Below are 23,911 nucleotides of genomic sequence, written 5' to 3'. Positions count from 1 at the left end.
TTTTTATGTTTTCCATGTAAAATGAAAGATAGACAAACCTTGAAGGAGTCAAACAAGTTGCCATTATTTCTTTCTATATTTACTCATGAAAATATCACATCATTTTTTGAAAGCTACAAGGCTTTTGGACCCATTGTGGCTATATTACTCCCTTTAATAGAAGCATTTCTACCGTTTTTACCTCTCGTGGCATTTGCGGTGGCCAATGCAAATGCTTTTGGGCTATGGGAAGGCTTTTTATTGACCTGGATTGGTGCAAGTGCAGGGTCTATCCTTGTCTTTTTACTGATCAGAAAATTTGGACAGATGAGGATGTTGAACTTTATTAGCAGACACCCTTCTATTCAAAAGCTAATGCTTTGGGTTGAAAAGCGGGGATTTGGTCCGTTGTTTATTTTACTCTGCTTTCCTTTTACACCTTCTGCTGCCGTCAATGTCGTAGCAGGTCTATCAAGAATCAGCGTCTGGCAGTTCTCATTAGCCGCTTTATCAGGGAAGTGTGTCATGCTCTTTATTATTAGTTTTATCGGCTATGACATTTCAGCTTTAGTAAAGAATCCGTTAAGAAGTGTTTTTGCGGTTCTAGTCATTGCTTTATTATGGTATGTTGGAAAGAGAGTAGAAAATAGGTTGAATATTCGGATGAGTCAGCGTGAGGACAAAGGAGGCTCTTAATGAAAAAGAAGCCATTGCTATGGTTCATGATTATTACATGCATCGTCTTGTTGTTCCAAGTAAAGAATTTCATGTTTGTCACGTACAAAGTAGAAGGGGTTAGTATGGACCCGACATTTACAGATGGAACAGAATTATTAATTAACAAGTTCTCGCCAAAACTCACGAAAATTAGCCGGTTTGACTATGTGTTATTTCATGGCCCTAAAAATCAAATCTTGATCAAACGGGTCATTGGGCTTCCAGGAGAAACAATCAAATATGAAGATGATCAACTGTTTGTTGATGGTGTAAAATGGAAAGAGCCGTATTTAAAAGAGCAGAAAAAACATAAAATGGGCAACGTCCTAACAGGTGATTTTCAGCTGAAAGCCATCACCGGTCGTCAGAACATACAAAACAATCATTACTTCGTGATCGGAGATAATCGAATACATAGCTTTGACAGCCGGCATTTTGGAACGATCTCAAAGGATCAAGTAGTCGGTGTAAAAAGGAATCATGATGAATAAAAAAGAGCCGCTCTGCTTATGCAAAGCGGCTCAGCGTGTAGACAAACCCTCGCATTCGTTGTCATGTCTGCGCTCCAGTGCTCACGAATGTCAAATTCGCTCCGCTCTGGTGCTCGACCTTCCTAGACTGCAAAGGTTTTCTATCACGCTGAAAAGAAGACAACGGGCTAAAATCAACATCATTTTAGCCCGTTGTCAGACAATCTGAAAGCCGCTCTGCCTATGCAAAGCGGCTCTTTTTATTTAGCGGCTTTATAATCAGTCTGTCTTTTTGCCCAGACATGATGTAAGAAACGAAAAAACGGTGGCAGCATGGCGATGACCAAAATAATTCTAACGACTTGTACAGCCACAACAAATGTGGAATCCTCATGAAGTGTAACAGCTGTTGTGGCCATTTCTGCAATACCGCCAGGCGAAAAAGCAAGAATGGCCGTAATGACAGAAATACCTGTTATTTCTGCGATGGCAATTGAACTGAGAACGGTCGCAGCAATCAATCCGGCTGAGCTGACGACGGCCACAATCAAGGTATTTTTTAGCCCGACAAACATTTGTTTATTCATTTTTGACCCGATGGTTGCCCCTAGAAATACCTGTGACGCAATGTTCGCTTGGGCTGGCCAGTAAGGAATCAAATCATGACCTGTCAAGGCGCCTGCCCCTACTTGGAGAGCTGCCACACCTAACATACTGCCGATCAGCCAAGGGGCGGGAAAGTGAAGACGCACGGCTAGGCGTGACATCAGCCATGCCCCTAAAATGAGTGCAGCAGTCCAAGAAATGTTTGATATTGTGAAAACGCCTGATGAGAAGGCGCTGCCTTGGGCGACTACCACATCTGATTGGCTTTTTGTATTTAAATAAAATACCGTAAATGGAATGGTCAGTACGACCATTAACACGCGTATCGTTTGTACAAGACTCACTACAGCTGTATTTGCTCCAACCTCTTGGGCGATGCCCGGCATAGCGGAAAGACCGCCGGGGGCAGTGCCTACAAAGCTGGTCAGCATATCTGTTTTACTCAGCTTCCATAAGACAAACCCGGAGAGCATGGCTAATAAAATAGAAAAGACGAGCATGAAACTCACGGGAAGCCAATTTTCAGCGAAAATGTGAAGGACTTTCATGTTCATTTTTTGCCCTAGTTCGATTCCGAGAATGAATTGACCAAGGAGTAGCCATCTGCTGTGAATACGTAAGGTATTCTTTCCTTTACGCTGAAACAGGGAGGGACGGCGCAGGGCAATAAATGCAGCTGTCATTAATGTGCCAATCATCCAGCCGATAGACATCCCTGTTAGAGATAAAAGGAATCCACCTAAACCGCTTACCGCAATCAAAATGAGATCGGTTCGAAGGCTGTTTCCTTGCTTCATCACGTATAAACCTTCTTCCTGTATATTTGTTCAGTAAGTGAAATGTTGTTATCTTCACTATAATACAAAAGTCTCTATAAATAAAATACGAATTTTTTTAGTAATTTCATAAGATTATCTTATGGTTAACTCTGTTAGAAAAAAGATTGTTTTTGATATAAATGACATATAATTTTTTCAAAAACAAATACAATACACAACGATTTTCCCCTATTTTTGTTATCTGTTGACTATCATTTTCAATTACACTACAATGCTTAGTGTGAGGTGATGACATGAAAATTCCTTCTTTTAAATATAACGAAAAGGGATTGAACCGCTTTTTCGGTCCTTTAGAAGGAAGGATTATGGAGATCCTTTATCAAGGTGAGGATATGCCGATTAAAGAGGTACAGCAGAAGCTGTCAGATGAGAAGCCAATTAATTTCAACACGGTCATGACGGTACTCAATCGATTAACCGAAAAAGGAATTGTGGAAAAGAAAACAAAAGGGCGTTCATCTATCTATAACCCTGTTTTAACAAAAGAAGAATTTCTAAATGAGCAAACGAAATGGATTACTCAAGGACTGATGGATGATTTCGGCCCCCTTGCAGTCAATCATATGGTGGACGCAATTGAAAGTGCTGATCCTGAATTACTGAAGGTACTCGAAGCAAGGCTTGCATCCAAAAAAGAGGAGAAACGACATGATTAAAATGAAGTCGAGTCTGCTGTTTTTAGGCGGTATATTGATTGGCTTAGTGATCTTTTACCAGATGGGCTATTATGTACTCTCAAGCTTTTTTGGCTGGAATCAAGCATATAACCTGATCCATGTATGTCAATCTGTTCTCGAATTTTATGGATTCACTCCTTTAAAGTATTTTCTGGATGCGTTCGTCTTGTATACGCTTGGTTTTGCCGTTTTCTATATGACAAAGCAGGTCAGAAAGTATCTTCATTTCAAAAGAAATATGATGATGGCAGTCGATCAACATGCAACGCAAAGTCTATCAGACAATTATAGAAATGAGATCATTGTGTTTCATTGCCATGAACCGCTTGCTTTCGCAATGGGGATGCTTCGGCCAAAAGTGTATCTCTCAACAGCGCTTATAGACATGCTGGATGAAGGGGAAATCGATGCTGTTGTCTATCACGAATTACATCACAAATACAGCTACGACCCTTTAAAGACTTTCACTTTCTCTATGCTCACAAAAGTGATTTGGTACATTCCTGTGTTAAAGCATATGAGACAAAGTTACTCCGTTTTTCGTGAAGTCATTGCAGATGACTATGCCATTCAGCAGACAGGGACTGAGCTTGGAGTAGGGCAAGCCCTTTTGAAACTCATTAAAAATAGAACCCAGTTTCAAAAACAAACGAAATTTGCCGTGTCCTTTGGAGATCGAGCATTGAATTTAAGAATCCAAAAAATCTTAAACCCAACATACAACATACCGTTCAATGTACCACTTATCCCAATTGTGACATCAACCATCCTCATGTTGGTCTTAATGATTATGCTCAACTTAAATTACTAATTTTTTTTACGAATGAACATTACATGATGTAGTGTAAAAATGGGAGGAAATCACTATATGAAAACAAATCAAGAAATAGGAACACTTTTTGTACGCGTCATCTTAGGCATTATTTTCTTTTTACATGGGCTTCAGGCATATCAAGGTGGACTAGGAGGCACTGCTGCATTTTTTGGTCAAATTGGTGTCCCAGAATTTATGGCCTATATTGTCAAAACAATTGAACTGGTTGGTGGAATTGCCCTGATTCTAGGTTTAGGCACACGTCTTTTCGCAGCTTTATTTGTGCCAATTATGGCTGTAGCCATTATCACAGTTGGTTTTGCAAGAGGATTTGTGGGCGGTTATGAATTTGAACTTTCTTTAATGGTCATGGCGCTTTACTTGACACTTAGTGGCAGCAAGATGCTATCGATTGATGGATTGTTAAAACAACAGCAGCAAAGTAATGAAGCAAAATTTCATTAAATAACAAAAAACTCCTTCTGCGATTTGTAGCAGAGGAGTTTTTTTATGGTCAAAAGGTCGTTTTATCATTAAAAAAGGAAAAGCGAAGAGGCGTTTTGATGATGACAGCCCTTTATTTCACATATTGAATGAGCAAAAAAGCAATTTCATTTTTTGACGGAACATACGATCTCCTATTAAAATAGGGGTAACTAAGAAACATGGTGCGTTAAAAGATATAGAAACCAGACGGCATGCTGCTGTTCATCTTGAGCAATACGCTTCATTAATTCCTTTGTTCCTTGATCACGGACATAGTCTGATACCGTTAAGTAAAAATCGACTGTTTTTTGTTCGTCTTTAAAGGCAAATAAGAGACCTTCCCTAAATTGGTCTGGACAAGGCTCTGTTATGCTTGGTTTGTGGTTTTTACCAGTCAAAGAATAGTATAGCTTTGTAAATAGCTGATAATGTCTGACTTCATCCTGACGTATTTCTTGAATGATTTTTTTCGCTTCAGGATTTTTTGCTTTTTGTGCAAGTTTTTCATAGCATTGGATCGCAGAATATTCGCCATTGATGGCCTTTTCAAGGTCTGCAATGATCCTTGTGTTTTGGCGCATGTCATATGGCGAGTAGTCATAATAACCGTAATACATGATATTGCCAGCCTCCTTTTAGATCATGATGGTTTATGATATGAAAAGAGTCGGGAAAGGTGCCTATTTTCTTTTCAATCGGAGGAGAAAGGGAAGGTGATAGGAAAATAGCTATTTACCTTTATTTTCGCTAGAATATGAGTACATAAGAAAGGTGTTGTGGAACGTGGAGATTCAGTTTTTAGCAGGCAGATCGGGGAGTGGAAAAACGACTGCAATTCTAGAAGAAATCAAAGAACAACTGCGGCTTGATCCGCTGGGTCCGCCAATCATTTTTTTAGTCCCGGATCAAATGACATTTTTAATGGAATATGAGCTTGCAAAAACGTCTGAAGCTGGTGGAATGATCAGGGCCAAAGTCTTTAGTTTTACTCGGCTTGCCTGGTCTATATTACAGCAGACTGGCGGTGCGAACCGTCAATTTGTCACAAGCACAGGGATTCAAATGCTCTTAAGAAAAGTAATAGAAGAACAGAAAGACAAGTTTAAGGTATTCAAAAAGGCGAGTGATAAACCGGGATTTGTTGAGCAAATAGAAAAGACGATGGCTGAATTCAAAAGGTACTGTATGATGCCGGAGGATATTGAAAAAATTTCGGCATCCAGCATGCATTCAGAGTATACAGAAGAAAGACGTGCGGCGGAAAAATTGCATGACCTTCATGTTCTTTATCAGCAGATGGAGCAGCATCTGCAAGATGAGTATGTGCACTCAGAGGATTACTTGACACTTCTGGCTCAGCAAATTCCTTTATCAGAAGAATTGAGAGGGGCACACATTTATATAGATGGTTTTTATCAGTTTACCCCCCAGCAGCTTCTTGTCATTGAACAGCTTTTGCTACATGCCGAAAAAATAACAGCTGCATTCACAGTGGATCGTTCCTATCATGACACGCAGCCAAATGAACTTGATTTATTTCGCATGACAGGTAAGACATATTCCCAGCTTTATCAGCTGGCCAAAGAGTGCGGAGCGGCTATTTCTGAGAACATTTTGGAGAGAAATAAGCGGCATCTTCATACCCCAGATCTAGCTTATTTAGAAAATCAATATGAACAGAGACCTTTGCAGCCGTATCAAGAAGAAACGCCTCACCTTACCGTATCGAAAAGTGCAAATAAACGAGCTGAAATTGAGGGAGTAGCGAGAGATATTCTTGATTTAGTAAGAGGGGAAGGTCTTAGGTTACGAGACATCTCAATTGTTGCAAGACATGTAGACGACTATAAAGATACGTTAAAAGAGGTGTTTCGAGATTACGATATTCCTTTCTTTATTGATGGAAATGAATCGATGCAGTATCATCCGCTCATTGAGTTCATTCGTTCGAGCCTCGATGTCATAAAAGGGAACTGGCGGTATGAGGCGGTGTTTCGCTGTGTGAAAACGGAGTTCTTATTTCCGCTTGAACTCGCTAAAAACAAGGCAAGAGAACAGGCCGATCAGCTTGAAAACTATTGTATTGCTTACGGTGTAAAAGGTGAACGCTGGACGAATGGTTCACGATTTCATTATCGCCGCTTCCAATCACTAGATGAAGATTTTGGACAAACCGATCAAGAAATAGAAATGGAGCAAATGCTGAATGATGTAAAAGAATGGATTGTTCCGCCTCTCTTTCAATTGCAAAAAAGATTGAAAAAAGCGCAAAAGCTAAGAGACATGGTAGAGGCAGTGTATGTCTTTCTAGAAGAAGCCCAAGTGCCAGAAAAGCTTGAAAAGGCAAGGCTTGAGGCAGAAGAAGCAGGCAGGTTAGCTGAAGCGATGCAGCATGGGCAAGTGTGGGATGCTGTCATTCAATTGATGGATGAATTTGTTGAAATGCTGGGCGAGGAGGAGCTCTCATTTCCATTATTTCAACAGATGATGGATACAGGACTGTCCTCTCTCAAGTTTGCTTTGATTCCCCCTTCACTTGATCAAGTGTTTATCGGAAGTATGGATTTATCCAGAATGTATCAAGTAAAGTGTACGTTTGTCATTGGAGTAAATGATGGAGTTATACCTGCACGGCCCTCTGATGAAAGTGTATTGTCTGAAGACGACCGGGAATGGTTAAAACGGGCAGGAGCAGAGCTGGCAGAGACAGGGAAGGAACGGCTGCTGGATGAACAATTTTTGATATATCAAGCGCTGTCCAGTCCATCGCACTACCTGTATTTATCCTATTCAGCTTCAGATACGGAAGGGCGGTCTCTTTTGCCTTCGACCCTCATCAAGTATTGTGAGGAACTGATGCCAAACCATCAGCAAGCCCTCTATGTGTTAGATCCAGAGCAGTTGGATGATCAGGAGCAATTAAAATTTGTAACAAACGAGCATGTCTCGTTATCCTATACCGTTTCGCAGCTGCAACAATGGCTCAATCAATATCCGATCAGCGGCGTATGGTGGAGTGTATATAATCATTTGATGACCTCGTCCAACCGCGACGTATCAAAAAAAATCATGTCCAGCTTGTTCTTTACAAATAGAGCGACACGTTTAAATCCGAATGTCACAAAAGAACTTTACGGTGACCATATTCAGGGCAGTGTTTCAAGAATGGAGAAATTCAATGCATGTGCATTTTCTCATTTTGCTTCCCACGGGCTAAAACTAAAAGAGCGACAATTTTACAAATTAGAAGCACCTGATATCGGCCAGCTCTTTCACTCGGCTTTAAAACTGATTTCAGATACGCTTATTGAACAAAAAAAGGATTGGAAAAACTTAACGAAGGAAGATTGTGTGACCTACTCAAGGCATGCAATTGAACAGCTGGCTCCACGTCTGCAAAAAGAAATTTTATTAAGCTCTAATCGGCATGCTTATATAAAAGAAAAGCTTCAAAAAATCCTCATCAGGGTGTCTTCTATATTAAGCGAACATGCAAAAGTGAGCGGATTCTCTCCGGTTGGACTTGAGTTAGGTTTTGGAGGTCAAGGACCTCTGCCGCCGTTTACTTTTCAATTAAAAAATGGCTGCACGATGGAGCTTGTTGGAAGGATTGACCGAGTGGATAAAGCAGAAGGGTCAAAAGGACTTCTATTAAGAATTGTCGACTATAAGTCCAGTGAGAAGGGGCTTGATCTAGCAGAAGTTTACTACGGTTTAGCCTTGCAAATGCTCACTTATTTAGACCTAACCATTACGTATTCTAAAGAATGGCTTGGCATGGAAGCGACACCGGCAGGAATTTTATACTTCCATATTCATGACCCGCTGATTCAAGCGCCTATTCCGCTTGGAGAAGATGCAATTGAGCAGGAAATATTGAAGAAATTTAAAATGAAGGGTCTATTGCTCGAAGATGTGGAAGCAGTGAAGTTGATGGATCAAACACTCGAATCAGGAAGATCACAAGTCATCCAAGCTGGTTTGAAAAAGGATGGTTCTTTCCGATCTGACTCTGCGGTATTAAGTGAAGATCATTTTCACATTCTCACAAAACACGTTCGGCGAACCTTTGAAGAGGCAGGAGAAAGAATTACAAGCGGTGAGGTAGAGATAAACCCATATAAATTAAAGGATCAAACCCCTTGCCGCTTTTGCTCCTTTAAGTCTATTTGCCAATTTGATGAATCAATAGAAGATAATGAATTTAGGGTGCTCACCTCTGAGAAGGATGATGTCATGTTAGACCGGATCAAAAAAGAAGGGGATCAGTATGCAAATACCAAAACCGAATAACAGTACTTGGACAGATGACCAATGGAACGCCATCGTTTCAGAAGGACAAGATATTCTTGTTGCTGCGGCGGCAGGGTCAGGGAAAACAGCGGTCTTGGTTGAACGGCTCATTCGAAAAATGACTCGGCCGGAGCAGCCAGTTGATGTGGACAGGCTGCTCGTAGTGACTTTTACCAATGCTTCAGCAGCAGAAATGAAGCACCGGATCACTGAAGCACTTGAAAAAGAACTATCTAAAAACCCTGGTTCCCTTCATATGCGGAGACAGCTGTCACTTATGAATCGTGCCAATATTTCTACCTTGCACTCCTTTTGTTTGCAAGTTCTCCGTACCTTTTATTATGAGATTGACCTTGATCCAGGTTTTCGTTTGGCTGATCAAACAGAAGGAGAATTATTAGGAGATGAAGTGTTAGATGAACTGTTTGAGGATGAGTATAAGGCTGGAAAGCCGTCATTCTTTGAACTCGTTGATCGTTACACATCTGATCGGCATGATTTAGATCTTCAATGGCTTGTTAAAAGAATTTATGAGTTTTCTAGATCACATCCAGCGCCCGAACAATGGATGCGGGCATTCCTTTCTCTTTATGATGTGGATACACAGACAAAGGTAGAAGAATTACCCTTTTATCCATATATCAAAGAGGACCTTTCTCTCGTTTTAAGAAGCTGTCAGGAACTGCTGGAACAAGCGCTCACTTTATCAAAGGAGCCGGGCGGTCCAGCACCGAGAGCAGAGAATTTTATAGATGATTTAGAGCAAGTAAATGAATTAATAAGGCATCAAGATGATTTTGGTACACTTTATAAGCTTTTGCCAAATATCAATTTTAAAAGGTTAAAGACTTGCAAAGGGGATGACTATGACCCAGCTCTGTTAGAAAAAGCAACAGATGCACGCAATCAAGCCAAAAAACAATTAGAAAAGCTAAAAGATGAATACTTTATGCGCAGTCCCGATCAGCATTTAAAAAGCTTGGCTGAAATGAAGCCAGTTGTAGAAACACTTGTAGAGCTTGTGATTCAATATGGAGAGCGTTTCGAAAGAGCAAAACAAGAAAAATCAATCGTGGACTTTTCGGATCTAGAACATTATTGTTTGCGCATTTTAGCGAAGCAGGACGCAGAAGGAAATCTCATTGAAACAGAAGCGGCTAAATACTATCAAAAGCAATTTGAAGAAGTACTCGTGGATGAATATCAGGATACAAATCTTGTCCAAGAAACGATTTTAAAGCTCGTGTCTAAAGGGAAACATCCTGCAGAAGGCAACCGCTTTATGGTTGGTGATGTGAAGCAGTCCATTTATCGCTTTAGACTTGCAGAGCCGATGCTCTTTTTAAATAAATATAAACAATTTAAAGCAGATAGCAAAGAAACAGGTAAAAGAATTGATCTAAATAAAAATTTCCGCAGCCGGGCTGATGTATTAGACAGTACCAACTTTCTGTTCAAACAGCTGATGGGAGAAACAGTTGGAGAAATTGAATATGACGAACAAGCTGAATTAAAGCTTGGAGCGAGTTATCCGCAAAGCGAAGACACGACGACAGAAATGCTTCTTGTTCATTTAGATCAGCACGACACAGAAAGCGATGAAGAACGAGAAGAGCTAGAGACGGTACAATTTGAGGCGAGAGTGATTGCAAAGAAAATAAAAGAATTGGTAGAACAGCCTTTTCAAGTGTACGATGCAAAACAGCAGCTGACCCGCAACTTGCAGTATCGAGACATTGTGATCTTGCTTCGCTCAATGCCGTGGGCTCCGCAAATGATGGAAGAGTTGAAGAAGCAGGGAATCCCTGTTTATGCGAATCTTTCCTCAGGCTATTTCGAAGCGACAGAGGTATCTGTCATTCTTTCTTTGTTAAAAGTGATTGATAATCCATATCAAGATATTCCGCTCGCTGCTGTTTTAAGGTCACCTCTTGTTCATTTAGACGAAAATGAGATGGCACTGATTAGAACCAGTGATAAAAAAGGCACTTATTATGACGCTGTGAAGGCATTTATGAGTGTGACACACTCTGATCATCCGACATGCAGAAAGCTGGAGCGATTCTTCCTTCAATTACGCAAATGGCGTGATTTTTCGATTCAGCATTCGGTAGCAGAACTGATTTGGGAAGTGTACCGAGATACACAATATCTAGATTATGTCGGCGGGATGCCAGGAGGTAAGCAAAGACAGGCAAACCTTCGGGCTTTATATGATCGAGCGAAACAGTATGAAAAGGCTGCATTTAGAGGGCTGTTTCGATTTCTTCGATTTATTGAAAGAATGCAAGAGCGTGGAGATGATCTTGGAGCGGCAAAAACGTTCAGTGAAACAGAGGATGTTGTCCGCATGATGACCATTCATAGCAGTAAAGGACTCGAATTCCCTGTTGTATTTACTGCAGGACTTGGCAAGAACTTTAACATGATGGATTTAAACCAGTCCTACTTGCTCGATAAAGAATTAGGTTTTGGCAGCAAATATATTCATCCTGAGCTGAGAATTAGTTATGCAACATTACCGCTGATCGCGATGAAAAAAAAGATGAGAAAAGAGTTATTATCTGAAGAACTGAGGGTTCTATATGTGGCGCTCACAAGGGCGAAGGAAAAATTATTTTTAGTCGGCTCTGTCAAAAATCAAGTGAAAGCTTTAAGCAAGTGGCAAAATGCCGCAAACGGAGACGACTGGCTCCTCCCTGATTTTGAACGATATCAAGCGAGAACATACTTAGATTTTATTGGCCCTGCTCTTATCCGTCATCAAGCGATGTCTTCTCTTTTAGAAGAATCGAGAGAAGTCGTTCTCTCTCATCCATCATCATTTTCTATCACCTTTCATCAAGCGTCCGATCTTCTACAAGAAGACATGTCACTTGAAAAACAAAAACAAGACGAAGTGGTACAAGCATTAATGGAAGGTGTACCTGTTCAAGGATATGGCGATTACGAGGAGGAAGTAAAAGAAAGACTTACATGGCGTTATCCATATTTAGCGGCCTCCCAAGTAGGGACAAAGCAGTCAGTTTCCGAGATCAAAAGAATGAAAGAAATACAGGATGAATACAGTGTGCCTGCTTCCATTCGAAAAGCTCATGCGACACTGTACGAACGACCGGCTTTTATGAAGAAAAAAACACTCACAGCCGCAGAACAAGGGACGGCCATGCATACAGTCATGCAGCATATCCCTCTTCCTTCAAATGAACCATATGATGAATCTCGTGTAGAAGAGCTGCTCCATTCTTTAAAAGAGAAAGACTTACTAACAGATGAACAAATCCAGTCCATCAATCGAGAAGGAATTGTGGCCTTCTTTTCTACTGCTATTGGTCAAAAACTGCAGAAAGCGGACTGGGTGAAACGAGAAGTATCGTTTAGTATGGTTTTACCGGTTAAAGAGGTATACAGTCATATTGATGCAGAAGGTGAACCTGTGCTCATTCAAGGAATGATTGATTGTTTATTTGAAGCAGGTGGCAAGCTCTATTTACTTGATTATAAAACAGATCGAGTGACTGGCAGATTCTCAGGTGGATTAGAGGAAGCTGAAGCGATGTTAAAAAAACGCTATGAAACGCAAATATCTTTATATACAGCAGCGGTAGAACGTTTAACAAACAGAACATTAGAGGAGAAAATCCTTTATTTCTTTGATGGAAATCTAGAAATTTCTTTATAGGTGGAATGAATGAGAGGTGAATCACATGAGGATTCTGCATACAGCGGATTGGCATCTAGGGAAAACCCTTGAAGGCCGAAGCCGGCTTGAGGAGCAAGCTGAGTTTTTAGATGAATTAAATCAAATCGTCAAGGATGAACACATTGATGTCGTTGTGATGGCAGGCGATGCCTTTGATACAGTAAACCCTCCTGCTCGCGCAGAACAGCTTTTTTATGAAAGTTTGTCTGCATTATCTGATAAAGGAAAGCGTCAGGTGGTTGTGATCTCTGGCAACCATGATAACCCAGACCGTTTATCAGCCGCATCTCCTTTAACGAATGAGCAGGGGATTCATTTAATTGGATATCCGACAAATGATTTAATTCATGTCGATGTTTCTTCTGCAAGTGAACGTCTATCTATTGCCGCACTCGCTTACCCGTCTGAAGCAAGACTAAACGAGGTGCTGGCTGAAACATTTGAAGAGAAACTGCTTCGTGATCAGTACAATTTAAAAATACAACAAATGTTTCAACATTTAAGCAACCAATTTCAGGCGGATACGGTCAATATCGCAACAAGTCATATTTATGTGGCAGGTGGCAGTCAAACGGATTCGGAAAGGCCGATTGAAGTGGGAGGCGCATATACCGTTGCGGCCGAAAGTCTGCCTGAGGCGGCTTGTTATGTCGCATTGGGGCACTTGCATCGCCCCCAAACCATTAAACGTGCCAAAACGATTGCCCGCTATTCTGGATCTCCACTTGCATACAGCTTTTCTGAAGCAGGCTACGCCAAATCAGTCACCATTGTGGATGCAAAACCGAACGAAACAGCAAGCTGGAAAGAAGTGTTTTTATCAAGCGGTAAACCACTTATGAAGTGGAAGGCGACTGAAGGGCTGAGCCAAGTACACAGTTGGCTGGATGAAAAGCGGGATCTTCAAGCCTGGATTGATTTAGAGATTCACTTAACAGATCAGCTGTCGATCGAACAAATTCATCAGCTTAGAAAACAGCATAGTGGATTTGTCCATATTAGGCCAAAGTTTAAAGAATTACAGCAAAAAGAAGAACAAAAACAAGTGGAAAAGCTCTCGATTGAAGAGCGGTTCGTGAAATTTTATGAGCGTCAGACAGGTGGAGGTCTACCTGATGAAAAGACCGTCAAGCTATTTTTAGAGCTTGCCAATGACATGCAAGAGGAGGAAGCGAATTGAAGCCGATCACGTTAACCATTAAAGGACTTCATAGCTTCAGAGAAGAACAAATCATTGACTTTAGCTCCTTATGTGATGCAGGTGTGTTTGGTATTTTTGGACCGACTGGAAGCGGAAAATCGTCCATATTAGATGCCATGACACTCGCACTCTATGGCAAGGTCGAACGTGCACTCAATAATACGCATGGTATTTTGAACCAAGCTGAAGAAAAGCTGTCTGTCTCCTTTACGTTCGCTTTGCAAAGAGAACACCATATTTCTTATAAAGTGGAACGTGCCTTTAAACGGGCAGATGAAATGAAGGTTAGAACGACGTTATGCCGATTGATTGAAATTGGTGATACGCAGACAGTTCTTGCAGATAAAGCAAGTGAGGTCAATCGTAAAATAGAAGAATTACTTGGTTTAACCATTGACGATTTTACGAGAGCGGTTGTTTTACCCCAAGGAAAGTTTGCGGAATTCCTTTCATTGAAAGGAGCCGACAGACGCCAAATGCTGCAGCGTTTGTTTAATTTGGAGAAATATGGTGATCAGCTCGTCAAACGTTTACGCGCAAAGGCTCAAAATCACTATGGACAGAAAAACGAACTGCTGGCTGAACTGACTGGATTAGGAGAAGCTGGTCCAGAGGCATTAGCGAAAGCTAAAGAAGCAGCTGCGCAGGCGCAAGCTATTTTTCATGAGAAAAAACAAACGCGGGACGAAGCGTTCACTGCTTTTACAAAAGCGCAAGCCATCTGGCAGTATCAAAAGGAACAAGAAGCGTACGAGAAGGAACAACACAACCTCAATCTGCTGGCATCCACGATGGAAGAGAAAAAGAATCAACTTCACATTGCAGAGCAGGCAGAGACATTAAAGCCTTATGCGGATGCATTAACAAAGGCTGAAAAGCAGCTCTCTCAAGTATCAAAAGAGAAGCAGGAAGCAGAAAAACATTTACTTCATCAACGAACGATCTATGATCAAATGACGCAGGAGTATGAGCAAACGCGGCAAAAGAAAATGGAAAATGAGCCAGGGCTTCTTCAAAAGAAAGAGCAGCTTATTCAATTAAAAGAAATTGAACGAAAAAAAGAAACAGCACTTCAGGAAAAGACCGTACTAGAGCAGCAAAACAATGAAAAAGCGCAGCAATTGACTCAAAAAAAAGCGGAAGCCGAAAACGTGCAATCTTTATTAGAGCGTGCGCTTGCGAAACAAACACAGTTGAAGCATGAGCTGGAACAATTACAAGTCTCTGTCAAAGAGCGGAAACTTGTACAAGACGCACTTCGTTTCAGTGAAAATGTTCAAAGAATGAATGTGAGCATTCAAAAGGAAGAACAAAAGATTGAGGAGCTAAGACAGCGTTCAGCACAGGCGACACAATCGTATGAAAAGCTTCAAAAACAGCAAAAAGATCATCATGAAAAAATAAATCAATCGTTTCAAGCGATAGAGCAATTGTATTTTTATGTATGTGAATTTGAACGAGGTCTTACAGAATGGAGTCATAAAGAGCAGGACAAAAAACAAGAAAAATTAAAACAGCGTGATGTTGTCAGATCTGCAGAATTAAGAAAAGAATTAGCGGCAGAGCTAGTAGACGGTGAACCATGTCCTGTTTGTGGATCGATTCATCATGATCCAAAGGCTGTGATAGACAATGACCATGAAGAAACGGTTGCCCAAATTGATGAATGGATTGTAAAAATGGATAAAGAGCTCAAGCTGGCAGAGGAATATGCTAGAGACATGTTTGCTGCAAAGCAGCTGCTTGAAACGCATGCCAATCAATTAGTCAAACAGTTCTCCTTTTTATCTCAAAAAGCCCCCGATTCGGAAGTAGCTGCAGCAGTAGAAGCAGTACAGAATCCGCAGTCTTTGCACCAGCTGATTCAAGAATGGAAAGGCGTAAAACAAGATATTCAAGCAATCGAAAGCAAACGAGCTCGTTTAATGGACGTCACTTATGATCAAGCGGCAGAAATGAGCAAAGTAAAAGATCAACTGACATTTGAGCAGCAGCGCATGCAGGAATTAGACATGCTGATCAAGGAGCTTCGATCTGAGCTTTCCGAACAACTGACGCAATTTGAACAGACCTTTCCTCACCTGACAATCAACCAAGTGCAGGAAATGCAGCAACAAATTGACGAAAAGGATCAACAAGCGGAAGGTTATCAAGAGCGTATTGAGAAGAGTATTTCTTTTCTAGAGGAAAAACAGCAGGCAAAAGAGCATCTGCAAACAGCCATATACGATCTAGAGAAGGAACTCGATAAGCTGGCGCATCAGCTGGGAAGCCAGCAGCACCTGATCGATCAATATGAAACAGATTTACAGCGATATCCTTTAAAAGCCGCTTCTCTTTCTGATGAACTGGACGAAGTTCAACAATCTCTTGCTCATCTAAATGAAAAAGAACAGCATTCGTACGAGCAATTTAAGCATGCACAGCAATTATTTAGTGAGGCGCAAAGCCATTTCTCAAGCAGTGAACGTCAGCTCCAAGAGGCGAAGCGGCGAAAACAAGAAGCTGAGAAAGCGTGGCAAAAAGAAACAGCATCTACTCCTTTTGCTCAACCTCAGGAGATAGCACCTGCTTTAATGGATCGATCTGTACGTCTTACAGTCAAACAGGAAATTGAGGAATTTGAGGATAAAAGAAAGCAATGTGCAGCAAACTTAAAGCGAATTTCTGAACTGTTAAAAGGTGAGTCGCTGGATGAAGACGAGTGGACAGATATTCAACTAAAAAAAGAAGCGGCGGAAAAAGCGCTTGAAGAAGCGACAGCGCTGAGTGGATCTGCACAGGAGCATCTGCGAGTGATTGAAGCAAACCATCAGCGCTTTGCAAGCATTCATGAACGCCTTGAAGAACTGCAGCAAGAAATTGACCGGCTGGATAAGCTTCAAACTGTGTTTAAAGGGAATACATTTGTTGAGTTCCTAGCAGAAGAACAGCTAGAAAGTGTCAGTCGTGATGCTTCTCATCGTCTTGGGATTTTGACAAGACAAAGGTATGCCATTGAAGTCGATTCAGAGGGCGGTTTTGTGATGCGGGATGATGCCAATGGAGGTGTCAGACGTCCGGTATCCAGCTTGTCTGGGGGAGAAACTTTCCTGACGTCTTTAGCACTTGCCCTTGCTCTGTCTGCACAAATTCAGCTGAGAGGTGAGTTCCCGCTGCAATTCTTCTTCTTAGATGAAGGATTTGGTACACTCGATCAAGACTTGTTAGATACGGTGATTACAGCATTAGAGAAGCTACAATCTCAAAATTTAGCTGTTGGTGTGATCAGCCATGTGGAAGAATTAAAGATGAGACTGCCAAAGAAACTGATTGTCCACCCAGCAGATCCAAGCGGGAAAGGAACAACAGTCTCGATGGAATTAATGTAAAGTGAGGTGATCTCAGGATGGCAAAGCAAACGATTGGATTATGTGAGCTGTGCGGAAGACAAGAGGTCGTCCTTACAGAACATCACTTAACGCCAAGAGAAGAAGGAGGGGCCTTTCTACCGACTGCCTTCCTGTGTATCCCTTGCCATAAACAAGTACATGCTCTTTATACAAACCAGGAGCTTGCCGCACGTTTGAATACGCTGGATGCCCTAAGACAAGATGAAAAGCTTGTTCCGTACATCAAATGGATTCGAAAGCAGCCGGCAAGCAAGCTGGTCAAAACAAAGAAATCAAGACAACGCAGAAAGAAATAAGCATAAAAAAGCGCTCCTCTAAATGAAATGAGTGTAGAGGAGCCGCTTTATGCATTGCCTACCATATTCTGATCATTTAAGTCAGGATCCACATAGTTGGTGGCGCTAATGCCATTATTTAAAATCAAGAAATCTCCGGTATTCCCCGCTCCAGAGCCTAAAGCAGATTTTGAAGAACTTTTAGGCGAAAGATAAAATGAGTCACCGACGTTTACGACGCCCCCAGAAATCGAGTTAATGTAAATGGGTCCGACAATTGCTGGCATAATCGACATCCTTTATTCGAAGTCATATCACCATCATATGCGCAGGTAGGTCCAATTGTGAGTTTGGCGGATGTTCGTCATTGTTGCTAAATAACTCTCGAATATGCTTCACTCGCGCAACGGCATTTATTCCGCACGTAGAGCCAATTTGATAGATAGAGGAGGAAGAGACCCCTTCTACATGAATGGACGACACTTTAATGAGAGGCTTTTCATGAAAAAAGGCCGTTCTAACCGCTCGTTCTGGCAGCATCAATGGGATCGGCTCATAATACACTTCAAATTCTTTTGCATCTAGGTTTTCAGCTTCATTTCCATAAAATAAACTAATGGTTCTCTGAACAGCTAACACCTTTACGTTCGGACATAGCTCTTGTGTATCACCAATTTGAACAACACTTGCAATCCCGACAGAATTCACCTTCGAGAACTTCACTTGAGATGTGCGCTTAATCATTATCGAGGGGCTAGAGGAACAAACGGGCCAATAATTAATGATTCTGGCGGTGTATCGAAAATCGATGACAGTTGTACATGGTCCGTGTCCCCGATAATAAATAGGGAAGAGGACGATACCCCAACTACTTTAATGCTTCCAGTTTCGATGTTGCGGTTGACGACTGTGAAATTCATCCGTTTTCCTCTCCTTTCGTTTCATTTGGAATATGGGCTAAAAAGTGCTCGATTGCCCGTTTGACATCATGTTTCACGTATTCAGCAATTTGCTCGGAACGTTGAAGCGGGGTCATATCTTCCCTTTGTGGCAGCTGCCCCGCATAATATTTGATTCTGCTGTCTATTTGTTTTCGAATGTCCTCAATGATATGGTGTTTGTTGCTTTCATCAAGCGAGCCTTCGTATCGCTGCTCTAGTTCTTCAAGAAGCTGCGGTGCTTCTTCATTTAAGAATGCATCGACAAGCTGGCGTGTTTGATTGAAAAATTGATCAGCCATTTCTTGCTGCATCATTCCAATTCCCGGGGTTGTTGTTTGGCCCACTTCAAAATTTTGAACACTATTTGGATCAGATGGATTGAGGCCGATATTTAATGTGCCTTCCAGCCGCTCGATTTTCAGTTGATCAAATTGATAATCAATCCGTTCAATCGTTGTTGTCGGTTTATCTTTGATCATTTGCATTTCCTGCTGAAGCTCGTTAAGCCTTTTTTCAAGCATCATGATTTGCTGTGTTTGCTTTTGAATGATGCCATACATTTGTGAAGCGCTGTTTTGATAGTCATACATATGCATACACCTCCGGGGATTGCAGATGAACTTATGTTGTTGGTGACTGAAGCGGTACAAAAGGTGCCGTGCTTGCGCCTTGAGACTCTTCAATTCCTTGTGTGCCTGCTGCGGCAGGTGCTGACTCTACATAGCTTCCAGTGTTATACAGATTGGAGAGTGCCTTGATTGATCCAGCACTGCCGATTTGCAGAACGGATGAGTTACTCACAGACTCCACACGTAAGTAATTAATTTGTATCGCTTGATTAATATAGAAGTTCAATGGATTCTCACTCCTTACAAGTTACCAACAAGCGGTTGATCAATGACATCACTATCATACGTATTTGTCACACTTTTATAGTTGCTAATGCGTAATTGATCACCAGTGTTAAAACTGCCTGCGCCGGCAAACGTTTTAACCTGACTATTTGGAGAAATGGTGATGCAGTCTCCTACATGAACGACTCCGCTCGTTCCGACGGCATTTACTTTAAAGGCTCCAACAATAGCCGGCATAGCGGTGCACATCCTTTAGAAAAATAGGGCACTTCGTTTTTGGGCGTTTCACCATAGCTTATGATGGGTCTTTTAATATGTGATTGTCTTTTTGAAGAACTTTGATGAGAGGAATGAAGTGTATGGTTTACCCTTTATTCGAGCATTCTTTAGAGGTGGTTTTGATGCCTTTATTTAAGAGTGTGTCAAGCTCTTGACTGCACCTGATGGTTTCTTCGGCATTCATTCCGAATTTTTTTGCGGTCTCAATCAAATGTAATCTTTTTTGTTCAATTTCATAATTGATCATAACGGACGCCAACTCTCACATTTTTTATCAAATAGAAGGATATGGTTAGTATACCCTATTTTTCTATAAAAAAAGCTCTTTCGTCAATATGAGAACTAAAGTGACAAAATTCGAAAGTGTCTTTACAGGCGCGATGTCTCTTTTTTAATCTCAGTTTGTAAATAACGTCGTCTTTTGTTGATATACTGTCGGATTAATTCTCGCTCTGAACGCAGCATGTCTTGTCGGTTTTTCGTATATGGATCATCTCCAATTCGCTGCTCAATCGAAGCATGCCATGTCTCAATGATGGGGAGAAGCCGTTTTTCTAAAAAATGTGTATCTAGTACGTGCTGGAAAAGGGCATAATAGTCTCTTTTAAATGCAGGGATGTCTAGTAATCTAGCGGTTAATGTATTGAAACCGCTGACTGGAATATAATCAAACGCCATTTCTTCTCCGTGAATATCACGACCCCAAGTCGCATCATAATCCCAAGGCATTACTTGAAACCTTCCTTGATCATTCACATAAAGCGCATAGTTATGAACAAAGCCATCAAAATTTTGGGTACACACGACACCAATGAGCCAGCGGAAATATTGTGTTACATCAAGGTACTGCTCAATCTTATTTGCAAACGTGTCGTCCCTTGCGGTGTTCAAAAAGTAAATAAATTCACTCAGCTGCTTGTCGTGTTCAGGAGTTCCCGTTTTTTTCTCATAACCGAGAAGAAGATGTTTTTTTGGCTTTTTATCAAATGAACTTAAAAGAGAGAAATTGGCGTCATCATCTACAGCATAATAAATGCCGCCTCCATGCAGCTGTCGTTTTTGGAGGAACAGCTCATCTACAGATTCTATTTTTAAATAAATGCCTTCTTTTCTTCCATTAATAGTAAGAAACACATGAGAAGCGGTCGGGCTGAACACACCCATTTGTTCAAAGAAATAAAAAGACAGCCTGTTGCGAATGAAAGAAGGATCATTGTACTCTGCATTTAAGTGAAAAAGGGATTCGCCCTGTCTTTGCTTTGGTTTTCGATATTCAATTTGATAGGATTTTTTCTTGAGCTTTCGGATGTGTGATCCTCGGTATGAGGCATAAATATGTGACTTGGTTTGGCCGGTTTTCAGAATGGCCTCGACGGGTTCATCGTTCCATATGTCCTTTTTTAATTCCATGAGATCTTTTGGATGAATCCAGATATCCAGTTGTTTTAAAGGTTCTGTGTCCATGCGTTCATCACCCTCCTATATCTCTTCCACTATATGAAAATGAAGGAATGTCCTGTACCTGCTGGTAGGTATTCATGGAGTTTTCTAAGAAAGAGGCATTCGCCAAGAACACTTGTCTACCGAGTCTCGTAACATAAAGCAGAGAAGATAAACAGCTTTGTCTGTTTGTTTTGTCAGAGCACAGTTTGGGAGGGGAATTGTTCGTGAGCACATTTGATCATTCGCATATTGAACATGCAGTTGATTCACTTCGAAGTGAGGGGCGTGATCAACACTTAGATCGTGAACCAGAATCGGGACATTCGCACAAATCATCTCGTTCTCGTCATTCAAATCGCCGTCACTGGTTCTTTGGTGGAGGAGGTTGCCGTAAGTCACATCGCAGCAAAAAAAGCCATAAAAGCTATCGTTCTAAAAAAAGCTATCGCTCTAAAAAAAGTCGCTGCTCAAAGAAAAGTGTAAAGAGCGAGAAACCATGCAAAAGCAAAAAGTCGTATAGAAGCAAGAAATCATGCAAAAGCAAAAAGTCGTATAAAAGCAAAAAGTCATACCGCAGTAAAAAGAGTAAACCCAAAAAATCATGCCGCAGCAAACACAGATTACATCATAAGAAAAGCTGCCGCAAATCACACCGCAGCTATCGATCTAAACGTTCTCATCACCACAAACGGAGTCACTCTTGCCGAAGATGCGGAAAGAAAAAACATCATTCCCGCCATCAAGGAAATGTTGATCGTAAATGGGATCAAGGGAATATGTGGGAGTATCGACGCTACCGCTAAATGTCAGGTCTTCATTTTTGAAACCCTTTTTAAAAGAGAGTATGATAAAAAAGGGTTTTTTTTATTTCGTAGAGAAATAAAAATGAGACATCATAATGTAGTGAAATGAAGATTGTGAGGGGAAGACATGAAGTTTTTTACAGGTGAGATACATAACAGATTGTTTATCGGGGTCGTCATTGATGATGAATGGGTGATGGACGTCAAAAAGGCAGAAGCAAAACTATTTGAGCTAGAAACATTGCCAAACTCTTTATTTGAATGCATCAACATGGGGGACAAGTTTGTCGAACACGTCAAACAGCTTCTTGATTGGGCGGAGAAAAAAGAAGAAGACCGCGGCTCTTATGTCTATCCGCTTTCGGACGTGACACTCCATGCACCGATTCCAAAACCAACGAAAAACATCATGTGTGTTGGGAAAAACTATCAAGATCACGTCATGGAAATGGGAAGTGCGGCAGATATTCCTAAAGACGTGATGATCTTTACAAAGGCGCCTACCTCTGTTGTAGGGCATGAAGCGGACATTCTTCTCCATGAAGATGTGACAAGTGAATTGGATTACGAAGGGGAGCTTGCCATTGTCATTGGCAAAACAGGAAAGAATATTGCTCCTGAAGAGGTCCACGATTACATTTTCGGTTACACCATTTTAAATGATATAACGGCAAGAGATTTGCAGAAAAAACACAAACAATTTTTCATCGGAAAAAGCTTAGATACAACTTGTCCAATGGGACCTTATATCGTTCACAAGTCAGTGATTGAGAATCATGGAGCACTCCATGTGGAAACAAAGGTAAACGGAGAGGTTCGTCAGTCTGCCAGTACGGAATTAATGATCTTCCCAATTGAAGACATTGTGTCAACTCTTTCAAAAGGGATGACGCTGGAAGCGGGAGACATCATTGCAACAGGTACACCTTCTGGAGTCGGCAAAGGTTTTGAACCGCCAAAATTTTTAGCCTCAGGCGATCAGGTTGAAGTAACAATTGAACCAATTGGGACGTTATCAAATCACGTCAAATAAAGGCGTGTTGACACAGGATTGTCGCTTTGTGTTCGACTTATTTCGTGGTACGATGAGAAGGTAATTGTTCTGATAAAGGGGGAAATCACAAATGGGAACACATTTACATATTACAGCGTGGGTGCTAGGTATTATTTTATTTTTCGTTGCCTTTGCATTAGCAGGTAAAAACGATAAAGGCGCTAAAATTGTGCATATGATCGTACGCCTATTTTACTTGATTATTATTGCAACGGGTGTAGAGCTGTATGTTCGCACAGGAATGAAAATCCCGGGTTACGGGGGCGAGTATGTTGGAAAAATGATACTTGGTATTCTTGTGATTGGTTTCATGGAAATGGTCCTTGTACGCAAGAAAAAAGGAAAATCGGTGACGGGTGTATTCATTGGTTTTATCGTGGTTGCTATTGTGACCATTCTTCTCGGCTTACGTCTGCCGATCGGTTTCCATATCTTTTAAGATAAAAAGGGCATTGCTTATCAAAAGCAGTGCCCTTTTTATGTGAGATCAAACTGAGACATCAGCCGGTGACCGTCAGACGTCGTCCATTCCAATTGAACTTGATTTGTACCCGAATGATGGTGGCATTGAAGGGCAAGTGATTGCATGTCTCCTGAAAACTGAAAAAAAGACACGCGATGAGAAGGGTGGAAGGAAGAGAAGACACAATCATAGACGGAAAAGCCAAGCTGTTCTACATAGTCAATGATCTGATAAAAGACGCTTTCCGGTACGAACATGAGCAAATCAAGCCACCCTTTAGAAAGAGACGCTGGATATTGAATGCGTTCACCGCCTTTTACCTCCATCAACTTCCCATTCTCACAAAGAACGACAGACCCGAGCAATTCTCCTTTTGTCCATCGATCCTTTTCTTTCAAACAGATCATAGAACTTTGAAGGCTTTCAGGCAGCATGATGTCTCCTTCTTCGTCTTCAATCAGACAATGACCGTTTTCCATCAGTAAGTACCCGTTACACCATTTTGGGTGGTTTTGCTGAAGATATGTCATTCGGTTCTCCATTCGCAAAACCTCCTTTCCTCTTTCTTTTCTTACCAAATGAAGCTTGTCCTATACACAGGGGAAAAAAGGACAAATCAACT

At 41.2% G+C, this 23,911-nt stretch carries 24 protein-coding genes; 13 read left to right on the top strand and 11 right to left on the bottom strand.

Annotation, left to right across the window (positions count from 1 at the left end; genetic code table 11):
* The first annotated feature begins 57 nt into the window (after positions 1 to 57).
* Together M2369_RS15055 and lepB are read left to right on the top strand one after the other, a co-directional pair.
* Positions 58 to 675, top strand: a complete 618-nt coding sequence (locus tag M2369_RS15055; protein WP_017366969.1) for a TVP38/TMEM64 family protein — start codon at positions 58 to 60, stop codon at positions 673 to 675.
* Entirely contained in the window at positions 675 to 1,187 is a 513-nt protein-coding gene (gene lepB / locus M2369_RS15050) for a signal peptidase I (RefSeq protein ID WP_007499139.1), read from the top strand. Before M2369_RS15055 ends, lepB begins: the two co-directional genes overlap by 1 nt.
* A gap of 239 nt (positions 1,188 to 1,426) precedes the next feature.
* Here the strand turns inward: lepB and M2369_RS15045 are convergent, their stop codons facing one another.
* Positions 1,427 to 2,569, bottom strand: coding sequence for an AbrB family transcriptional regulator (locus M2369_RS15045; protein ID WP_100325804.1), 1,143 nt, complete (start codon positions 2,567 to 2,569; stop codon positions 1,427 to 1,429).
* A gap of 275 nt (positions 2,570 to 2,844) precedes the next feature.
* Here M2369_RS15045 and M2369_RS15040 point away from each other — a divergent pair, with 275 nt between their 5' ends.
* Genes M2369_RS15040 through M2369_RS15030 form a run of 3 tightly spaced genes read left to right on the top strand, consistent with a single transcriptional unit; the run spans position 2,845 to position 4,567 of the window.
* Positions 2,845 to 3,267 carry a BlaI/MecI/CopY family transcriptional regulator gene (locus M2369_RS15040; protein WP_007499135.1) on the top strand — a complete coding sequence of 141 codons (423 nt, stop codon included), beginning with the start codon at positions 2,845 to 2,847 and terminating at the stop codon, positions 3,265 to 3,267.
* The gene (locus tag M2369_RS15035; protein ID WP_159145576.1) at positions 3,260 to 4,099 is read left to right on the top strand and encodes a M56 family metallopeptidase; all 840 of its coding nucleotides are present in this window, start codon (positions 3,260 to 3,262) and stop codon (positions 4,097 to 4,099) included. Before M2369_RS15040 ends, M2369_RS15035 begins: the two co-directional genes overlap by 8 nt.
* A 57-nt stretch (positions 4,100 to 4,156) precedes the next feature.
* The gene (locus tag M2369_RS15030; protein ID WP_008348626.1) at positions 4,157 to 4,567 is read left to right on the top strand and encodes a DoxX family protein; all 411 of its coding nucleotides are present in this window, start codon (positions 4,157 to 4,159) and stop codon (positions 4,565 to 4,567) included.
* A 191-nt stretch (positions 4,568 to 4,758) separates the two neighbouring features.
* Here the strand turns inward: M2369_RS15030 and M2369_RS15025 are convergent, their stop codons facing one another.
* Positions 4,759 to 5,205 carry a ferritin-like domain-containing protein gene (locus M2369_RS15025; protein WP_007499129.1) on the bottom strand — a complete coding sequence of 149 codons (447 nt, stop codon included), beginning with the start codon at positions 5,203 to 5,205 and terminating at the stop codon, positions 4,759 to 4,761.
* Between the two features lie 166 nt (positions 5,206 to 5,371).
* Between M2369_RS15025 and addB the strand changes: the two genes are divergently transcribed.
* The 5 genes from addB to M2369_RS15000 are packed head-to-tail and all read left to right on the top strand — an operon-like array spanning position 5,372 to position 17,473.
* On the top strand, positions 5,372 to 8,881 hold the full coding sequence (gene addB, locus M2369_RS15020; protein ID WP_061418615.1) for a helicase-exonuclease AddAB subunit AddB: 3,510 nt from the start codon (positions 5,372 to 5,374) through the stop codon (positions 8,879 to 8,881).
* Entirely contained in the window at positions 8,859 to 12,563 is a 3,705-nt protein-coding gene (addA, locus tag M2369_RS15015) for a helicase-exonuclease AddAB subunit AddA (protein ID WP_061418618.1), read from the top strand. Before addB ends, addA begins: the two co-directional genes overlap by 23 nt.
* 25 nt (positions 12,564 to 12,588) lie before the next feature.
* Positions 12,589 to 13,764 (top strand): exonuclease subunit SbcD, encoded by a 1,176-nt coding sequence (sbcD, locus tag M2369_RS15010; RefSeq protein ID WP_041507491.1) that lies wholly within the window; start codon positions 12,589 to 12,591, stop codon positions 13,762 to 13,764.
* Complete coding sequence (gene sbcC / locus M2369_RS15005; protein ID WP_243173209.1) at positions 13,761 to 17,156, top strand: exonuclease subunit SbcC; 3,396 nt, start codon at positions 13,761 to 13,763, stop codon at positions 17,154 to 17,156. Before sbcD ends, sbcC begins: the two co-directional genes overlap by 4 nt.
* Positions 17,157 to 17,173: 17 nt before the next feature.
* Positions 17,174 to 17,473 (top strand): hypothetical protein, encoded by a 300-nt coding sequence (locus M2369_RS15000; RefSeq protein WP_017360217.1) that lies wholly within the window; start codon positions 17,174 to 17,176, stop codon positions 17,471 to 17,473.
* A gap of 47 nt (positions 17,474 to 17,520) precedes the next feature.
* On the opposite strand, the gene M2369_RS14995 is transcribed toward M2369_RS15000, so the two are convergent.
* The 8 genes from M2369_RS14995 to M2369_RS14960 all read right to left on the bottom strand — a co-directional run bounded on the left by M2369_RS14995 (position 17,521) and on the right by M2369_RS14960 (position 20,990).
* Complete coding sequence (locus tag M2369_RS14995) at positions 17,521 to 17,739, bottom strand: spore germination protein (RefSeq protein WP_003211468.1); 219 nt, start codon at positions 17,737 to 17,739, stop codon at positions 17,521 to 17,523.
* A 22-nt stretch (positions 17,740 to 17,761) separates the two neighbouring features.
* Entirely contained in the window at positions 17,762 to 18,196 is a 435-nt protein-coding gene (locus M2369_RS14990) for a spore germination protein GerPE (RefSeq protein ID WP_061418625.1), read from the bottom strand.
* Positions 18,196 to 18,372 carry a germination protein GerPD gene (locus M2369_RS14985; RefSeq protein ID WP_003210893.1) on the bottom strand — a complete coding sequence of 59 codons (177 nt, stop codon included), beginning with the start codon at positions 18,370 to 18,372 and terminating at the stop codon, positions 18,196 to 18,198. The genes M2369_RS14990 and M2369_RS14985 overlap by 1 nt, the downstream gene beginning before the upstream one ends.
* On the bottom strand, positions 18,369 to 18,983 hold the full coding sequence (locus M2369_RS14980) for a spore germination protein GerPC (RefSeq protein WP_008348607.1): 615 nt from the start codon (positions 18,981 to 18,983) through the stop codon (positions 18,369 to 18,371). Before M2369_RS14980 ends, M2369_RS14985 begins: the two co-directional genes overlap by 4 nt.
* Before the next feature lie 31 nt (positions 18,984 to 19,014).
* Positions 19,015 to 19,248: a spore germination protein GerPB gene (locus M2369_RS14975; RefSeq protein WP_035392485.1), complete on the bottom strand. Its 234-nt coding sequence runs from the start codon at positions 19,246 to 19,248 to the stop codon at positions 19,015 to 19,017.
* A gap of 14 nt (positions 19,249 to 19,262) precedes the next feature.
* Entirely contained in the window at positions 19,263 to 19,484 is a 222-nt protein-coding gene (locus M2369_RS14970) for a spore germination protein (protein WP_003211745.1), read from the bottom strand.
* A 127-nt stretch (positions 19,485 to 19,611) separates the two neighbouring features.
* The gene (locus tag M2369_RS14965; RefSeq protein ID WP_008348605.1) at positions 19,612 to 19,773 is read right to left on the bottom strand and encodes an aspartyl-phosphate phosphatase Spo0E family protein; all 162 of its coding nucleotides are present in this window, start codon (positions 19,771 to 19,773) and stop codon (positions 19,612 to 19,614) included.
* Between the two features lie 122 nt (positions 19,774 to 19,895).
* A complete protein-coding gene (locus tag M2369_RS14960; RefSeq protein WP_061418628.1) occupies positions 19,896 to 20,990 on the bottom strand; it encodes a CotH kinase family protein in 1,095 nt (364 codons plus the stop codon).
* A gap of 203 nt (positions 20,991 to 21,193) precedes the next feature.
* On the opposite strand from M2369_RS14960, the gene M2369_RS19455 reads away from it, so the two are divergent.
* The 3 genes from M2369_RS19455 (at position 21,194) to M2369_RS14950 (ending at position 23,265) form a co-directional block, all read left to right on the top strand.
* Positions 21,194 to 21,772, top strand: coding sequence for a CotG/ExsB N-terminal domain-containing protein (locus M2369_RS19455; RefSeq protein WP_396126116.1), 579 nt, complete (start codon positions 21,194 to 21,196; stop codon positions 21,770 to 21,772).
* 127 nt (positions 21,773 to 21,899) lie between these two features.
* Positions 21,900 to 22,805, top strand: coding sequence for a fumarylacetoacetate hydrolase family protein (locus M2369_RS14955; RefSeq protein ID WP_061418631.1), 906 nt, complete (start codon positions 21,900 to 21,902; stop codon positions 22,803 to 22,805).
* A gap of 91 nt (positions 22,806 to 22,896) precedes the next feature.
* Entirely contained in the window at positions 22,897 to 23,265 is a 369-nt protein-coding gene (locus M2369_RS14950; protein ID WP_007499115.1) for a YisL family protein, read from the top strand.
* A gap of 38 nt (positions 23,266 to 23,303) precedes the next feature.
* Here M2369_RS14950 and M2369_RS14945 read toward each other — a convergent pair whose 3' ends face one another.
* The gene (locus tag M2369_RS14945; RefSeq protein WP_061418634.1) at positions 23,304 to 23,831 is read right to left on the bottom strand and encodes a DUF2777 family protein; all 528 of its coding nucleotides are present in this window, start codon (positions 23,829 to 23,831) and stop codon (positions 23,304 to 23,306) included.
* Positions 23,832 to 23,911 lie beyond the last annotated feature (80 nt).

The organism is Bacillus sp. JUb11, assembly GCF_024807925.1.
GTDB classification, from domain to species: domain Bacteria; phylum Bacillota; class Bacilli; order Bacillales; family Bacillaceae; genus Bacillus; species Bacillus altitudinis.
The sequence above is the reverse complement of the archived record's forward strand: the minus strand, read 5'-3'. Positions and strand labels throughout refer to the sequence as shown.

Coding starts and splice junctions, on each gene's coding strand:
- M2369_RS14955 (WP_061418631.1), top strand. CDS start 21,900: ATGAAGTTTTTTACAGGTGAGATACATAACAGATTGTTTATCGGGGTC.
- M2369_RS15030 (WP_008348626.1), top strand. CDS start 4,157: ATGAAAACAAATCAAGAAATAGGAACACTTTTTGTACGCGTCATCTTA.
- M2369_RS14980 (WP_008348607.1), bottom strand. CDS start 18,983: ATGTATGACTATCAAAACAGCGCTTCACAAATGTATGGCATCATTCAA.
- addA (WP_061418618.1), top strand. CDS start 8,859: ATGCAAATACCAAAACCGAATAACAGTACTTGGACAGATGACCAATGG.
- lepB (WP_007499139.1), top strand. CDS start 675: ATGAAAAAGAAGCCATTGCTATGGTTCATGATTATTACATGCATCGTC.
- M2369_RS15025 (WP_007499129.1), bottom strand. CDS start 5,205: ATGTATTACGGTTATTATGACTACTCGCCATATGACATGCGCCAAAAC.
- M2369_RS14985 (WP_003210893.1), bottom strand. CDS start 18,372: ATGAATTTCACAGTCGTCAACCGCAACATCGAAACTGGAAGCATTAAA.
- M2369_RS15035 (WP_159145576.1), top strand. CDS start 3,260: ATGATTAAAATGAAGTCGAGTCTGCTGTTTTTAGGCGGTATATTGATT.
- M2369_RS15045 (WP_100325804.1), bottom strand. CDS start 2,569: ATGAAGCAAGGAAACAGCCTTCGAACCGATCTCATTTTGATTGCGGTA.
- M2369_RS14965 (WP_008348605.1), bottom strand. CDS start 19,773: ATGATCAATTATGAAATTGAACAAAAAAGATTACATTTGATTGAGACC.
- M2369_RS14970 (WP_003211745.1), bottom strand. CDS start 19,484: ATGCCGGCTATTGTTGGAGCCTTTAAAGTAAATGCCGTCGGAACGAGC.
- M2369_RS14995 (WP_003211468.1), bottom strand. CDS start 17,739: ATGCCAGCAATTGTCGGACCCATTTACATTAACTCGATTTCTGGGGGC.
- M2369_RS15000 (WP_017360217.1), top strand. CDS start 17,174: ATGGCAAAGCAAACGATTGGATTATGTGAGCTGTGCGGAAGACAAGAG.
- M2369_RS14960 (WP_061418628.1), bottom strand. CDS start 20,990: ATGGACACAGAACCTTTAAAACAACTGGATATCTGGATTCATCCAAAA.
- sbcD (WP_041507491.1), top strand. CDS start 12,589: ATGAGGATTCTGCATACAGCGGATTGGCATCTAGGGAAAACCCTTGAA.
- M2369_RS14950 (WP_007499115.1), top strand. CDS start 22,897: ATGGGAACACATTTACATATTACAGCGTGGGTGCTAGGTATTATTTTA.
- M2369_RS15040 (WP_007499135.1), top strand. CDS start 2,845: ATGAAAATTCCTTCTTTTAAATATAACGAAAAGGGATTGAACCGCTTT.
- M2369_RS14945 (WP_061418634.1), bottom strand. CDS start 23,831: ATGGAGAACCGAATGACATATCTTCAGCAAAACCACCCAAAATGGTGT.
- M2369_RS14990 (WP_061418625.1), bottom strand. CDS start 18,196: ATGATTAAGCGCACATCTCAAGTGAAGTTCTCGAAGGTGAATTCTGTC.